The organism is Thermofilaceae archaeon (assembly GCA_038731975.1).
Classification (GTDB): Archaea; Thermoproteota; Thermoprotei; order Thermofilales; family Thermofilaceae; genus JANXEW01.
Genome location: JAVYQJ010000002.1, coordinates 71282 through 86473, shown reverse-complemented (window position 1 = coordinate 86473; position 15192 = coordinate 71282). Strand labels below are relative to the sequence as shown.

Annotated in this window: 13 protein-coding genes; 9 read left to right on the top strand and 4 right to left on the bottom strand. The window is 50.0% G+C overall.

What is annotated here, in order from left to right; genetic code table 11:
• The first annotated feature begins 45 nt into the window (after window positions 1–45).
• From QXF46_01960 to QXF46_01950, 3 genes are all read left to right on the top strand, one after another.
• Window positions 46–312, top strand: a complete 267-nt coding sequence (locus tag QXF46_01960; protein MEM0225622.1) for a hypothetical protein — start codon at window positions 46–48, stop codon at window positions 310–312.
• Between the two features lie 83 nt (window positions 313–395).
• The gene (locus QXF46_01955; protein ID MEM0225621.1) at window positions 396–989 is read left to right on the top strand and encodes a hypothetical protein; all 594 of its coding nucleotides are present in this window, start codon (window positions 396–398) and stop codon (window positions 987–989) included.
• Window positions 990–1041: 52 nt separating this feature from the next.
• A complete protein-coding gene (locus QXF46_01950) occupies window positions 1042–2661 on the top strand; it encodes a hypothetical protein (protein MEM0225620.1) in 1620 nt (539 codons plus the stop codon).
• A 3-nt stretch (window positions 2662–2664) separates the two neighbouring features.
• Here QXF46_01950 and QXF46_01945 read toward each other — a convergent pair whose 3' ends face one another.
• Entirely contained in the window at window positions 2665–2994 is a 330-nt protein-coding gene (locus QXF46_01945; GenBank protein MEM0225619.1) for a hypothetical protein, read from the bottom strand.
• 124 nt (window positions 2995–3118) lie between these two features.
• On the opposite strand from QXF46_01945, the gene QXF46_01940 reads away from it, so the two are divergent.
• From QXF46_01940 to QXF46_01930, 3 genes are all read left to right on the top strand, one after another.
• Window positions 3119–4933, top strand: coding sequence for a carboxypeptidase-like regulatory domain-containing protein (locus tag QXF46_01940; protein MEM0225618.1), 1815 nt, complete (start codon window positions 3119–3121; stop codon window positions 4931–4933).
• Between the two features lie 438 nt (window positions 4934–5371).
• Window positions 5372–6223 carry a phosphate uptake regulator PhoU gene (locus QXF46_01935; protein MEM0225617.1) on the top strand — a complete coding sequence of 284 codons (852 nt, stop codon included), beginning with the start codon at window positions 5372–5374 and terminating at the stop codon, window positions 6221–6223.
• A 597-nt stretch (window positions 6224–6820) separates the two neighbouring features.
• Complete coding sequence (locus QXF46_01930; protein ID MEM0225616.1) at window positions 6821–7726, top strand: hypothetical protein; 906 nt, start codon at window positions 6821–6823, stop codon at window positions 7724–7726.
• A 33-nt stretch (window positions 7727–7759) separates the two neighbouring features.
• Here the strand turns inward: QXF46_01930 and QXF46_01925 are convergent, their stop codons facing one another.
• The gene (locus QXF46_01925) at window positions 7760–8326 is read right to left on the bottom strand and encodes a hypothetical protein (GenBank protein ID MEM0225615.1); all 567 of its coding nucleotides are present in this window, start codon (window positions 8324–8326) and stop codon (window positions 7760–7762) included.
• Between the two features lie 560 nt (window positions 8327–8886).
• Here QXF46_01925 and QXF46_01920 point away from each other — a divergent pair.
• On the top strand, window positions 8887–10620 hold the full coding sequence (locus tag QXF46_01920; protein MEM0225614.1) for a DEAD/DEAH box helicase: 1734 nt from the start codon (window positions 8887–8889) through the stop codon (window positions 10618–10620).
• Here the strand turns inward: QXF46_01920 and proS are convergent.
• Window positions 10614–12035: a proline--tRNA ligase gene (gene proS / locus QXF46_01915; protein MEM0225613.1), complete on the bottom strand. Its 1422-nt coding sequence runs from the start codon at window positions 12033–12035 to the stop codon at window positions 10614–10616. The two genes, QXF46_01920 and proS, sit on opposite strands and share 7 nt — an antisense overlap.
• A gap of 152 nt (window positions 12036–12187) precedes the next feature.
• On the opposite strand from proS, the gene QXF46_01910 reads away from it, so the two are divergent.
• Together QXF46_01910 and QXF46_01905 are read left to right on the top strand one after the other, a co-directional pair.
• Entirely contained in the window at window positions 12188–13051 is an 864-nt protein-coding gene (locus tag QXF46_01910) for a class I SAM-dependent methyltransferase family protein (GenBank protein MEM0225612.1), read from the top strand.
• Between the two features lie 32 nt (window positions 13052–13083).
• Window positions 13084–14427, top strand: coding sequence for a hypothetical protein (locus QXF46_01905; GenBank protein MEM0225611.1), 1344 nt, complete (start codon window positions 13084–13086; stop codon window positions 14425–14427).
• Here QXF46_01905 and QXF46_01900 read toward each other — a convergent pair.
• Window positions 14378–15184: a hypothetical protein gene (locus QXF46_01900; GenBank protein MEM0225610.1), complete on the bottom strand. Its 807-nt coding sequence runs from the start codon at window positions 15182–15184 to the stop codon at window positions 14378–14380. The genes QXF46_01905 and QXF46_01900 overlap by 50 nt on opposite strands.
• Window positions 15185–15192: the final 8 nt, after the last annotated feature.

The following is a 15192-nucleotide window of genomic DNA, read 5'->3' as shown; positions in this document are numbered from 1 at the left end:
GAGGATGATCGGCTCGCGACGATCCGACCTCAAAGGGGTGAGTTCATGCGCGTGACGAGCATCATTGCAATAGTTTTGCTAACAATATGCCTGGCATTGTACTGGATCCCCATACCGCTTATCTCGATGGGCGAGAGCAACTTGATACTCGGCGGTTATCCTTGGCAGGCTCCCACGCCTCAGGCTCGAAGTTTCTTCATCACCCTAGGGCTAGTTCTCACCGCTGTGGCCGTGGTACTAGCGGTATTGGCGTACGTTTTCGGGAGGGACGTAGAGAACGGCGATGCGGAGGAAACAGAAATGTTAGATTAAAATTTATTCCATAACGTAACAGTGAGCAAAATACCACTGTTAGGCGACGTTTAAAATATAACACCTGTCTCTATGTAGGTAGCGTGAGAGATGAAATAGAATACGTAGAGTACGAGGAAGAAGTACTACCTGCGCTAGCCCTCGGCGTTAGGAGACTCACAGACGGTGTAAGGGGATTGAAAATACAGTTAGAAGATATGCATAAACAGGTAGTTAAATTAAGAGATGAATTACAAAGATTGACACAGGTTCTTGAGACGAGCAGGTCTACATTTGATGAGGGACAACGCAAGTTGATGCAGCAGTACGAGGAGACGGTAAAGTATCTTGATAACTTCCTGGGCAAACTGGAGAGCACGGTTAAAACCGCTGTGGAGCTTGAACTGAGAGGACTCAGCTACAAGCTATCCGCATTAACGAGCAGCTTCGATAATCTGTCCCAAGATCTATACGCGCACAGGCTTGAAGAGAAGGATCGGCTAAATGAATTATTGGAAAATTTAAAGAATATTACAATTGAAGTTTATGAAATTAAATCAAAAATAAATGATTTAGCAACACTCATTTATGATCTCGAGGTGAGGATGAATAACCTTGAGACGAAAATCTCAAACGATCTTACCGAGATTAAGCTGCTTTTAGCTGTTAGTAAACGCGAGCAGCAGCTCAAAAGCTAACGTGCCTCTTCAGCGATAAGATAATTAATATGGCTTGAGGCCATAACGTGGTATGCTGGGCCGAAGACGGGAAGTAGACGCAACCGAGCTGATGAACAGAATAGAGCAGTTAAGCAAGGAGCTCACAGCTCTAATGACCAAACAGACAGATACCGTGAGCAGTAGAGTAATCGAATCGCTCAAAACGCTTCAAGCTCAAATCATAGCATTACTGGATGAGCAGCGCGCTATACTAGCGGATCTCGTGGATCTGCTCCAAAGGCAAAGAAGCGAACTCGAGGGTTCACGAGCAAAGCTCGAAGATTCCGTTGCCAAGCTCGCAGAGTCCAACACCAGGCTTGAAGCTATGATAACAGAGCTTTCGACAATATCAAATGATTTATCAAAAAGTTTAGAAGCATTAAATGAACAATTGATCCCAGCTATAAAATCTGGAAACGAATTACTCGAACAGCTCAAAAATATCATATCAGAATTCGAGAAAGTAAGTGGAGAAAGGGAAACTGAATTCATAAACAATTTAAAAAACATCATTTCCGAATTTGAGAAAATAAATAAAGAAAGAGAAACTGAATTTTTAAATTATTTTAAAACTACTATTGAAGAGCTGAAAGCTATAGAGAAAGAAAGGAAGGAAATGTTTATTGACAGCTTACGGGCTCTAGTGGAGGCAGCAGAGAAGTACAATAAGGCTGTATCTGAGTACGCCGAAGCCGCTGCGAGAGTGCAATCACTCGATGAGCGAGAAAAAATGTTAAATCAAAAAGAGCAAGAATTGAGAGAGAAAGAAAAGAATTTAAAATTACTAGATGAACAATTAATTAATAAGGAAAATGAATTAAAAAGTCTACATTATAAAATTTTAGAAATATCCCAAATGATAAGTAACATAGGAAACGATATAGCAAATAAGTTAAATTTAATTCAAGAAATTCAGGAAATGATTAAAACATTAAATAAATTACATGATGAACTTAATGAAATAAATATAAAAAGAGCTGAATTAGAAAGCTTTAGAACGTCACTTATTGCGGAAAACGAGAGAATCAATGAAGCTCGACGTCGGTTTTCCGAATGGGAAGCTAAACTAAAAGATGAGGAAAATAGACTTAGATCATGGGAAGAAAAATTGAGAAAAATAGAAGACGATATTAGGGCTAGAGAAAGAGCTATCGATGAGAAATTAATTAAACTAACAGAATGGGAGAAAGAATTAGCAGAGCGTGAAAATAGATTAAATAAACTCCTTAATAGATATGAATTCTTAAGACGAGAGATCGAAGAAAGAGAGAAGAAGCTTAGGGAGTGGGAGGAGGCATTGAAGAGAGAGCGCGCAGACATTGATGCAAAACTGAGGCCTCTCCAAGAGCTTGGCGAGCTTGAGGCTAAGCTGAAGGAGTGGGAAAAGAGGTTACTTGATAAGGAGCGAGAGCTGATCGGTTACCACCGCTCTCTCTTAACTAAGGAGGGTCTTCTCAACGAGTTGAGAGAGAGGTTGGAGGCGAGAGAGGCTGAATTGAAATCAAGGGAGGAGGAGCTAACCCGCAAGTTAGCGCGTCTGAGCGAGTTGGAGGCCCGCGTAAAGGAGCTGGAACATGAGAACAGGCGGTTGAAGGAGGAGCTCGCAAGGCGGGAGGAGGAGGTTAAAGCTCTCAGGAGCCTCCTAGAGTAGCGACTACAGAAAGTAGGTTGTTACGATCAGGACGGTGAACACTAGCGAAAGTATTATGCAGGCGATCGCCGCCCCCTCTATGACTTTGTACTGAAGCCTTTGACCCAGTTTTACGCTCCACTCCGGCTCCTCATCCTTAGCCAGATTGTAAGCGAAAATCGATGCTAGCACGGCTGCGGTAGTTAGGGTTAGAGGGAGTATCCGGGAGATTAGGGGTGGATAGGGGGGATTTTCGCTGAACCCACTTGTAAGCACCCATACACTGGCTAGGAAGGCGAAAGCTACGACTGTGATGACCACTAGGATCGCGCTCGGCCCCTCTCTTTCGCTCATCGAAAAACGTAGTGTGCGGATCACGCTTAAGGTTTTTGCTACCGTAGTCTCCGCGTAACAGCCTCCTATTAGCGGGAAAAAGTTGCGTGCTACCCTTAGACCTTCAAGGCGCAACCATTAGCTCGTGAGGATTATCGCGTGTCTCCTGTTACCGCTGCTAGCAGCCGTTGCTGTCAGCGCACAGCCCAAGCTGTTCGTGGTTGAAGCTAGGGCACTGAGGTTGAGTGGTACAGAAGTGAAGTACTATCTCTTGGAGTTCAGCGACGCGCCAACGCTTACCCTGCAAGTGCACCCCGATGCTAAGGAGGTTGTCGTGAGGGTCGATTCAAGCACCCCCTACAAGCCCTATGCGGTCTTCTTCGACGGGACCCGCGTCACAGCCTGCTACGAGGATGGCGTTACCCTGATAGAGGATTTCGTGTGGGTCAACTTCACTCGGTTAGGGTGGAGGCCGCGAACGATAACTGTGAGGTTCAACTACAGCGAGCCAAAGCCTCACGCTTACGCTCTAAGCGAGCGTGGTGAAAGAGTATGGGGGCACTTAGTAGAGGCGCTCTGCAGCGACGCTAATGTATTGGAGGGTCTGGCCGGCTTAAAGGTTACAGTGCTATCGAAAAGGCTTCTGAGCATTCAAACATCGATGGGCGTAGTTTCGCTATGGGATGTCGTGGTGCTTCAAACCGGTGGCGAGCTCGACTCCCTACTCGAGATCGTCCGTAGAGCTTCCGTAGAAGTACGCGTGAGAACCCTCTACTACTCAACGGCTAAGCCGGCACAGCAACCGCTCTACTTCTACGTCAATTTACCGGCGGCCTGTGTCGAGCGTTTTAACGCCTCTCTCCGGGCTAGAGATATCGTGGGAAGAGCGTTCCCGGATAATCCAGCCCTGTACGCTCCACAGGAAGCTACGATTTTGGGTACGTGTAGTGTAACAGTGTCGAACCCAGGGCCCTTCGACTACTTTATCGCTGGTGTGTACATACCTGCGGGTTCCAAGCGTGAAGTTTCAATAGCGCCGAACGGCACATTGAGCGCGGACGCGTACAGGGGTGGGGTAAAAGTGTACACGCTCACCATTTACGGCCTTCCCGGCCTGCTGGAGTTACCTTCTTACGCCTACAACGTTAATGTGTTCGTAGTCGATAGCGGGGGGAGACCGGCGAGCAACGTTACGGTTATCGTATCGGGAACGAGCAACTCCATCCGGGTAACCTGCCGGCTATTAAATGGCGTGTGCTCCTTCCAGGATATCCCTCCTGGCGCTTACATCATCTCAGCTTACGTGGGGGAGAAGGAGGTTGGGAGAACATCGTTGATTCTAGAGAGGGGCGATCAAGTTGTTAACCTAAGAGCGGACCTCACCGATTTCGATGTGGTCGTTCTCTATCCGACGGGGGAAAGGATGCTGGGGTATGTCGTTCTGCTGCAGGCTTACGGTTTAAGGTACGAGGCTAGGGAGCTTCAGGGGCGGGCTGCATTCAATGATGTTCCCTCGGGCCTATACAACTACTGGGTGGTCAAGGATGGGGTTGTCGTGGCCTCCGGGGTTCTGAAAGTTGAGCCTCAGCGAGTGAGTTACGCGATTATTGCTAACGTGAGCAAGGTTCACTTAAAGGTTGTAGATTTCCTCGGTAGACCTCTTCCCCATGTCAACGTGCAAGTCAAGGGCAGTGTTTCAGTTGAGGGGTGCACAGATGAAAGGGGCGTAGTGACTCTCGATTTGCCCCTCGGCTGGTACGATGTCGAAGTGGGAGCAATTGGGTTGCGTAAGCGCGTAAACGTGAGGAGCGGCGGAGAGTATTTCGTCTTATACGCCGACGCCCCCTTGCACTACATTGTCACAGTAGTTCTAGTCATAGTAATTGCTAGTCTCGCGTTGAAAGTCGCTCGAGGCGGAAGAGAAGCTGAAGTAGAGGTTTACGATCTAGAAAATAACTGAAGCTTGCATAATTCTTTACTGAGCAAACTGAGTAGGTAAACTAAGGTAATATAACAAAAGTTCTCTAGTATGGTTGGGAAGAATTTTTAGAAGAGGGTAGCGTAAAGGCCCACCCCCTTCGAACCGGGGGCCTACCGGTTTCTACTACTTAAGCGCGGTTTCCTGCCGGCTGCCGCGTTCTCATCCTTTGGCCTTACGGCCATGTCGCCGCGGGCGCCGACTACAGCCGGCCGCTCTACCGCTGAGCTACGCGGGGCTGGTCCCCGCGCCCGGACTTTCGGGGGTGGGCCCCTGAAAAGGCAGTAAGTCGGGGGTTTAAAGTTTTACGCGAGTGAGAAGAGATTCTTCGACGGATAAGCATTTGTGAGAATATGTGGCACGCTTTCTAGTGTTAAAACACTTAAGACAGTTTTAGCAGTAGCTGTGGTGGCTTAAACGATGACTAGGGTTTACAGGAGGCTGGTGAAGGTGGGTAATAGCTTGTACGTGTCCATACCTAGGGGTTGGATTGAGAGTAGGAGGTTGGCTCCGGGCAGCGTGTTAGCAATAGAGGTTGTTGAGGAGGGGCTTCTTCTGAAGCCCGTTGAGAAGGTTTTTCCCGATGTAAGGGTAAAGCAGATAGTTGGTGGCAGTGGACGGGATATCATCAAGGCTTACCTGGAAGGTTATGAGGTCATAGAGATTGAGCAACCTAGTGATAAGTTATTGAAAAAAATGGATAATCTTTTAAATCTACTGGTTGGCTTAGAAGTTGTTGAAGAGGGGCCCGATCGGCTTGTGCTACAGTGTTTCATCAGTGAAGGGTACGACGTTAAGGGGGTTCTTTCTCGAATGGATGCAATCTCCAGAAGCATGTACGTCGATGCGGCGGCAGCGCTGGAAGCAGGGGACGAAGAGACCCTAAAGCTCGTTCGTGCGCGCGACGATAGGCTAGATCGGCTCTACTTTCTCACAGTGCGATTAATCAGAAGCACGATTCGATCCCCTGAAGCAAGCGACCAAGAAAGGCTATTCATGGTTGATGCACGCCTTTTTGCTAAACTTCTCGAAGAAATTGGGGATGAAGCCGAGAGGATGACTTACTTACAGCCTAGTGAAGGTTTACTCGATACAGCGAAAATCATAGCAAAGTATCAGAAAAGGAGTGTTGAAGCATTTTTAAATAGAAGTATGCGGCCTGAAGCAACAAATGCACTAGAAGATTTAAACATCATGTTCAGTGACGCTCCAGCATTCAGATCATTGCTTAAAATAGCTAAACTGGTTTGGGATCTGACCGAACTCATTTAATAAAGAAAGACTAAATGGCTATGATAAGGTTTTTCCGAATCGGCGGCTTACCACTCTTCCTCTTCCTCCTCCTCTTCCCATTCCTCCTCCCATTCCTCCTCTTCCTCCTCTTCTTCCCACTCTTCTTCCTCTTCCTCCTCCCATTCCTCCTCCTCTTCGTACGGCATCATAGGCGCTTTCATGGCTGTCGCTATAGACCCTCAGGCGGGTGTATATATGTTTACCCTTGACTTTGGCTGTAGTAGCGCAACCCTCTTTATCTGAACCGTGGAATGAATTAGATACAATACTGTTATTTTTAATTATTTAATTTATACATAATATAACCGAATGTGAAAAATTTTAGGAAAATAAAAGGTTCTTAAAAAATAGTAAAAGTAAGATTATGATGTATTAGGAAAACACTTTGGCTTACGAACAGACGTGGATCTCGTTGAGTGAGAGAAGGATAAATGGTCGGGCCTGATGATCCATTGAATGCTGTGGGACGCACTTTCAGATAGTGAGAGAAAGATTGTTATGAGCATCACTTTTTCTCAAACCTACAGCGACATTTCTCGAGCTACGGGTTTAGCTCCCTCTTACGTAAGCGCGAGGGTGAAGAAGCTGGCGAGGAACGCTAGGCTGCGGTACCTGGTCGACTATCGCGCTATTGGGCTTTCTCCGCTCTACCTATTGCTAAAGTACGATCAAAGGGTCTACGAGTTGCTAGCGTCAAAGCCACTGCCTTTCATACGGTGCGCTGTAAAGATCTGGGACAGAGAGGGAGTTAAACTACTGATCGAAGCTGCACCGCCGGTTGGGTTGGAAAGAAGGTTTGCGCAAATTTTCCCTTTTTCCCCCGTAAATGTTTGGGTGAAGGAATGGGAAGTAAAGTTTCAACCATCAACCGGTGCGCTGCTGGACTCTAGCGAGGGGGCGTTATCGACCTCTTGGAACGCTCTACCGCAGGTGGTTTCAGAGCTTAAACGTACGGGCATAAATGTGCGGCTAAAGCCTAAGCTAGATGTAGATAAAGTCGACCTAATGATCTTGCGGATGAAGGAGGAGTTCTGCTTTACCAGTTTGAGCGAAATCGGGAGATCGTACGGGCTCTCCCAGCAGCTAGCCTCTTACCACTACCGCCTACACCTCAGGAGGATGTGGATAGGCAATTGCATAGAGCATAAGCGTCTGGAAAATGCTGTCCTTTACAGGGTTGAAGCATCCGAACCCATTGTATCCCTCTTACTTCTGAAATCTTTATCGGAGGTGCCCAGCATTGTTGATTCTTTCATCCCACAGGGGGAAGATGAGGCTATTTACCTGATTGTTGATGAACCTCTTAAGAAACTGTCTGCCGTGCATAAGGCATTGCTACGTGTTGAGGGTGTAAAGAAGGCTGAACTTCTAGCGTATATAGACGCTGACGGATTCATTTACCAAGGCTTAACAGCGCATCTAGGTTTAGGAAGAATGGGATGGACATTTGAAAAATTAGATGAAGAATTCTCAAAACTATGATTTTTTACTACTTAAATAGATAAATAGTTTTACTTACATAATTCTTTTAAAAGATCTGTAAACTTTCTTCAGATATTCGATCTCATCCCTTGTGAACCACAGATCAAATGTGCTCTCAGGATCATCGATTCTATCTAAGAAGAGCTTCAGCAATTCTGTGATGTCTCTACCGTTGTAGGTTTTCTTCATGGCCTCCAATTCAGAAAGCACTTTAGAACCTTCACGAACCATGACCCCCCCAATTGAGATCCAGCTCTCCCCCACTTTTTCAGCAAGTTTGGAGGCCTCGAAGGCGCCTTTCTCCGTCAAAGCGAGAACCTCTACTGCTCTGCCTTTCTCGAACGCGTATTCTCGTTTAACGAGGCCCATCTCGGTCAACTCTTCAATCGCATGATGAAGCTCGTTAGAATAAACCGAAAGAATAAGCGGTCTAAAGTTAAACGGAGGGTATTGCATCATGAAGAAGATAGTATGCAGAATTTCCTCCCCCTTTATGGGGCTTTGACCGCCTACATGGAGGATTAGGAGTACCCAGTCCTTCGCGCTCAAGCTGACGAGGGACAGCCCCATCGCGCTTAGCACATCTCTTTTCCACTCCATCGTCAGCGCCGATAGAGGTGTGGCAGGAAGCGTAAAAAGCTTGCTAAAGGGGTTCCATACTCAGCCCCGCGGGTTTATCATCACGTTGTCAAGCGTCTCTACCCTCATCACGCTTGTCAAACCTGCCTGAAAACTACCTATATAAGACTCTCACTGTGTGCGTAGAGGCTGCAGGGATGCAGACACGTGAAGCAACACGCGTTTTCAGGGTGAAGATTTGCGGGAAAGTGCTGGAGAGGGAGTGTACGTGGAGCGAAATCGAAAGATTTAAGGAAAGGGTGAAAAAATTCTGCAAGTGGCATCCCCAAGAGAGGTTATGGGATGCCAGCGTTGAGGAACTTTTAAAATACTCGGCAGAAGCTCTGAAAACATTTAAAGAAATATTCAATAGTGAAAGTGAGAATTTAATTATAGAGCTCTTACGTAAAGATAAAGAAATTAGAGATAGAGAAATAGATAATGGAAAGTTAATTATACTACCAGTTGAGGGTTGCTCCTTCTGCTGGCAACTATTAAGGCGCTACGCGCGAAAGCGAACGATAACGATTGAGTGCTGGCCCGTGAACTACTACGAGCTGGACATAGAAGCGGCTTTAGAAACTGTTGTAGAGTGGGGGGCGGAACCCGAGAAATCTGCGAGCGCTCTACTCGAGTTGCTAGCGCACCTGGATCCTGCGCTGACCGCGAAGCAACAGGACTTTGTGAAGCAGCGAGCTGAGCAGCTGATAGGGCAGGACAACGCGGCCACGCTCGTAGAGTGGGGGATGAGAGGGGCTCTTATCATCCTGCCCAAGACTGTAGGCGAAGATTTGGTCATCAGGTTGCAATCAGAATTGTCTGTTGATTACTACCGTCAGGTGATGAGCGCAAACGGAATTGAACTGGTGCCTACGAAGCTTCAGCTGGTCAAGAATCTTTCGGGACGTGTAGTGAAAGTTCCCTACTTTGCAGTTCCAATTGCCGCAAGATTCCTGGAGAAGTCCAATCTTCAAGTCGTAGAGAAGATAAACTGGCCCCTAACCCCTTCTCTCTCACCAACCCCCCGCTTCACGTTGTATTCGTTTCAAGAGGAGGCGCTTAACGCGTGGAGACGGGCGGGTCGCCGCGGCACTATAGTCATGCCGACCGGTGCTGGCAAAACTTTTGTGGCTCTCGCAGCAATCGCCGAGCTGAAGGTTCCCACCCTTGTTTGCGTCACTACTGTGGAGCTCGCAAAGCAGTGGGTAAGGCGCGTTTACGAGTGTCTAGGCTTGAGGGCGGGCATTCTAGCGGGCGGCGAAAAGAGGATCGAGCCTCTCACAGTCGCTACTTACCACAGCGCTGTCAAAGCTCTCCCCGAAATATACGGCAGGTTTGGCTTTATCGTGTTCGATGAGGGGCATCATGTTCCAGCGCGCACGTTCAAGGAGATAGCTCTGCGAGCTAAGGCCAGATACGTGATTGTACTGTCAGCGACCCCGGAGAGGTCCGACAAGAATGAGGCGCTTATCTACAAAATGTGCGGCGAACCCGTGTACTCGACGTCATACTACGAGTTGGTTGTCAGGGGTTTACTCGCCCCTCTCAAGGTAGAGGTCATCCCCGTCCAGCTTGACGCTGAGGAGACTGCAAGGTACATGGAGGCTAGCGGAGCGGACACGGACTACAGGCGTGTAACGGAACTGATACGGATAGCTTCGTGTGCAAAGGCGAAGCTAGAAGCTCTAAAGACGATAGTCCGCTCTGAAAAGGGGAAAATCCTAGTGTTTTGCCAGTACGTTGAACAGGCTTTGAAGGCTTACGAAGCCGTGCGAGAGGTCGAGCCTCGAACAGCACTGATAACTGGCTCAACACCGAAGGGGGAGCGATTGAGGTCGTTTGAGAGCTTTAAAAACGGCAGTCTAAGGGTCCTTGTAGCTACCTCCGTATTGGATGAAGGGATCGACGTGCCCGATGCAGACGTGGCCATCATACTCTCGGGTACAGGGCAGGTAAGGCAGATGGTTCAGCGGGTCGGTAGGGTTCTCCGATGGACTCCCGGTAAAGTGGCAAAGGTTTACGAGATCATCTCTTCAGGAACGATCGAGGAGGCTCTATCCCGATCGAGATCCATATTCAAGGCGATGAACCGTGCTGAGGTGGAAGCTGCGCTAGAGGTGGCGACAGCTGCCTACGAGCGGATGAGTGATGCGATATCGAAGTTCGCCTCGGCTGATCGCGCAGAGAAAGAAAGGGTGCTTGAGGAGGTGAGAGGTCTCTACGTCAAGCTTGCTGCTGAACTCGCTGCGAAGAGATCCCTTCTACGATTTCAGTAGGCCCTGGCTACATAAACCATCTGTCTAGCCGGCATCCCGCACCACGCGCAAACTCCGTAATCGCCATCGTGATGGTCGATCTCTGTGCCCCTGACCTTAGCACCATCAGCATTGAGGCGCATGTCCTCCGCGCACTCTTCCCTACCGCAGAAGGGCATGTACACAATCTTTCCCGCCTTGATTGCTTCGATAACTTCACTTCTATCACTGGCTTTTGCTATTCTAGACTTGAAAAACTCCTCAGCCCGCTTCTTTAAATTCTCTAGCATGTCCCTGGCGATCTTGGGGATAACGCTAAGAAGCTCTGCGTCCGGGACCTTCGTTCTAGCTCTCAAATCCCTGCGGAAGACCGTGACATAGCCTTCTTCAACCTCCCTTCGCCCCACTTCAACCCTTACAGGTACGCCGCGTAGCTCCCAGTCGTTAAACTTCCACCCAGGCGTCCTCTCTCTTAAGTCTATATGCACCCTGTAGCCTGATTCCCTCAATACTTCCTCGATCCGCTTGCACTTCTGCAGCACGGCTTCCCTCTCCTCCCCATAGTATATCGGGATTATCACAATTTGCACGGGTGCCACGTCGAACGGTAGGATCAACCCTTTCTCATCTCCATGGATGGCTATGAGAGCCGCCACAATCCTCCAGATGCCTGGACCATAGCAGGTTTGCCAAACGTAATCCCGGCTGCCGTCCTCTCTCATGAACGTTATCCCGAACGCTTTTGCGAAGCGTTGACCTAGATCATGCGTTGAGGAGATCTGTAGGACTCTGCCGTCGGGCATTACCGTGTCAGCGGCATACGTGTCCTCAGCTCCGGCGAACTTGTCCCACTGGGGGCGTCTTAGGAAGAGGAAGGGGATCGCTAGCTTCTCCCACAAAACCCTCCTAGTGTTTTCCATATCCTCCCGTATCTGCTTCAGCGCTTCCTCCCTCGTTGCAAAGGCACAGTGAGTCTCGATCCAGAGAAACTCTCGCCCTCTGATGAAGGGTCTGGTAGCCTTCTCATACCGGTAAACCGATACGCTCTGGTAGAGCTTGAGGGGGAGATCCCTCCAGCTTTGAATCCAAAGCGCGTACATCGAGTAGAAGGCGGTCTCGGACGTCGGCCTCAACGCCAGGCGACGCTCTAGCTTCTCCTCCCCGGCCTCCGTGACCCAGAATACTTCAGGCTTGAAACCCTCGACGTGCTCTTTCTCCTTCTCAAAGTACTCCTCGGGTATCACGAGGGGGAAGAGGACGGGCTCGTGCCCCGTCTTCTCAAGCTCCTCCTCGAACATCCTGTAGATCTGCCTAATGATCCTCATCGCCCATGGCTTATGAACGATAAACCCCTGCACCCCGTACCTCAGATCTATGAGGTCCGCCTTAGAGAGTACCTGCGAGAACCACTCGCTAAAATCTTCCTCCTTTTTCACCGTGATGCCCAGATCCGATCGAGAGGCCTCCTTAGAGCTCAGGAAGGCTCATCCCGGCCCGCACCGCTGGCTAGCGGGGGCAAGTGGTTTTAAGCCTAATCCTGCCCTCCTCATAGCGCCAAACATTCGCGGCGGAGCACTCGGTGACGGTCATGAACCGTGGGAAAGGGCTTAGAGGCCTTCTCGCCGAGCGCTTAGGGGAGGACGTTAAGTACGTGCCGTCAAGCTACGATATAGTAGGTTCGAGGAGCGGGGCGGTTGCAATCGTTGAATTCCCAGAAGACGCACCACCGCACGTAAGGGAGGTCGTAGCGAAGACTCTTATGGAGCTTCACAGGAACGTCAGGGTTGTACTCGAGAAGCTATCGGAAAGGAGGGGGGTGTACAGGCTTCGGGAATACAGAGTGCTAGCAGGCGAGGGAAGTACGGAGGTTGTTCATATCGAGCACGGGGTTAGGCTAAAACTGGATCCATCTAGAGTGTACTTTTCGCCGCGCGAGGCGACAGAAAGGGTCAGGGTGGCATCTCAAGTGAAGCCCGGGGAGTTTGTCATGGTCATGTTCGCTGGTGTAGGGCCATACGCGCTGATGATAGCTAAGAAGCAGCCGCAAGTCGCGAAAATCGTAGCTATCGAACTAAACCCCGTTGCATACAACTACATGGTTGAGAATGTCCGCTTGAACAAGGTCGAAGATAAGGTCCTCCCGGTGCTCGGCGACGTGAAGGAGGAAGCGCGTCGCTGGTACGGAGTGTGCGACAGGGTCGTCATGCCTCTGCCGAAGGGGGCCTACAAGTTCCTCGATAGGGCTTTCCAGTGCCTAAAGCCTGAGGGAGGGGTCATCCACTTCTACCACTGGTCCCAAGAGCAGGACCTATACTCCGAGGCATACGCTCTAATAGAGCGGGAAGCTATGCTTCGGAACGCCAACATTAAGGTTCTGGATGCTCGCGTGGTTTCGGAGTACGCTCCTCGAGTGTACAAGGTATGCCTTGATGTCCTCGTTACTCCAAGCTAACACTTAAGTCCTAGCTCTTAGTGGACTACTACGTGCGAGAGGATTTAGCGAACATATTCAGGCTCTACGACATTAGGGGGGTGAGCAACCGCGATTTAACGCCAGAGGTTGCCGCAAGAATCGGTCTCGCACTCTCTCACTACAGTAGGGAGGTTTACGCGGTGGGCATGGATGTACGTGCAAGCTCGCCCTACCTACACTTTGCTCTCATCTCGGGCCTAATGGCCGGAGGCTCCAGCGTTGTAGACTTGGGGACGGTTCCGATCGGTGCAGTGATGTATGCCACGCTGCACAAGAACCATGCAGGAGCTTACGTAACAGCTTCCCACCTACCCCCAGAGTGGAACGGCTTCAAGCTATTCAAAAGGGGCGGCGACCCTATGGTAGGCGATGAAATAGCGAAGCTGCGCGATCTCTTCTTTTCCGAATTGAAGCTATCAGATAAGCCTGGCAGTTACGCGAAGGTCGAGATCCTGGGCGAGTACGCATCGTTTCTGCTTTCAAGAGCGCGGAGCACAGGTCTGAAAGTAGTGGTTGATTGTGCAAACGGAGCGGCTTCACTGATCGCTCCGCGCCTTCTGAGGGATGCGGGTCACGAAGTGTACTCGATAAACGCCGATATCGACCCGCGCTTCCCCGGCAGGGGGTCTGAACCGCTGCCAGAAAAACTACGGGATCTGTGCGAGGAAGTTGTGAAAAGGGGTGCGCACTTCGGGGTAGCGTACGACGGAGACGGGGACCGTGTCGTCTTTGTGGACGAGAGGGGCAGGGTTCTAACGGCTGAGCAGGCGGCGATCGTTATGCTCGAAGGGATGGGTTACGGTGACGTTGTAGCAAACGTAGAGTGCTCAACGATATTGGAGGAGGCTGTAAGAGCCCATGGCAACCGAGTGAAATGGGTGCCTGTGGGAAGGACGTTCATGGTTAGGGAAATCGCCAAGAGCCAAGCCATACTGGGGGTTGAGAGCAGTGGGCACTACGTTGTGTGGAGGAACGCTAACATGGATGACGGGCTCCTCACTACGCTTTACTTCGCTGAGGCAGTGGCCAACCTCGGAAGAATCTCAGATGTTGTTCCGCCGCAGCGCCCGATTGTCCGTGTCAAAGTAGAAGTACCCGATGAAGTAAAGTTCGCCATCGTGGACGCAATGAGCAGGGAGTTGAGCGAGCGCTATGAGACCATAACCATAGACGGTGTGAAGGTGATGATGGAGGAAGCGTGGGTACTGATACGCGCGTCAAATACGGAGCCCATAGTCCGGGTATCCTGCGAGGCAAAGGACTGGAGTACTGCTAACAAGCTGGCCGAGCGGTTCGCCCAACGGGTTAGGGAGTACGCGTCTCGGATGACTCCTTGCAGTCGAGATTCGCGGTAAGTCTAACACCCCTATCGGATGCCAAGTAGTCCGTTAAGTTGATTACACCGTACGAGCATTCCGTGTGAAGCACTAAAGTGCTGTTAACCTCGATCAGCGGCCTTCCTTGTCTCGTAAACGGGGCACCTCCCTTCTCTATTCTGAGCAGGAACCTTCCGTCAACAACTTCACTTTCGGTGACGTAGAGGCTCGCGGGGGGCGGATGGGAGGCGTTAAAGTCCTCTGCTGCAGCGTAAGCGAAAGCGGTAACCTTTGTGGCCCCCTTAGCTGACCCGTAGATCTCTATTAGAGCTTCGCTCTCAACCACCCTGAACAGGTATTCAAAGGTTGCCACACCGTTCCTTCTCAGGAGGACGTAAACCTCGCTGCCGGGCGTAAGCCCACTTAGGGCGTAAGCCTCTCCTTGACCTCCCTCCTCCAGTTCTAACACGATGCTCGGAGTAGCACTCTCATAGACTCTAATGCTCTTAAGCCTGTAAGAGTCGAGCCATACGATGGGGGTCTCGTTGCTTCGGAAGAGGAAGCAGCGTAGCCCCTGCGATACAGCGATCGTGGTCTGCCCTTCAGTCACAGGAGTGCTATCGAAGCATAGTGCGGCTACACCGGTTCGTCGTCCAACACTCCTTACGGGCGTGAGCTTCACGTTCAAACCTCTATGAGAACTTGAGAAGATGAACTCTATCGGTTCGGTGACGGAGGGCAAGATGAGGCTAACTAGTAGGGCTACGGGGAGGATCGCCCACTGAACTCTGCGCACGATCTAGT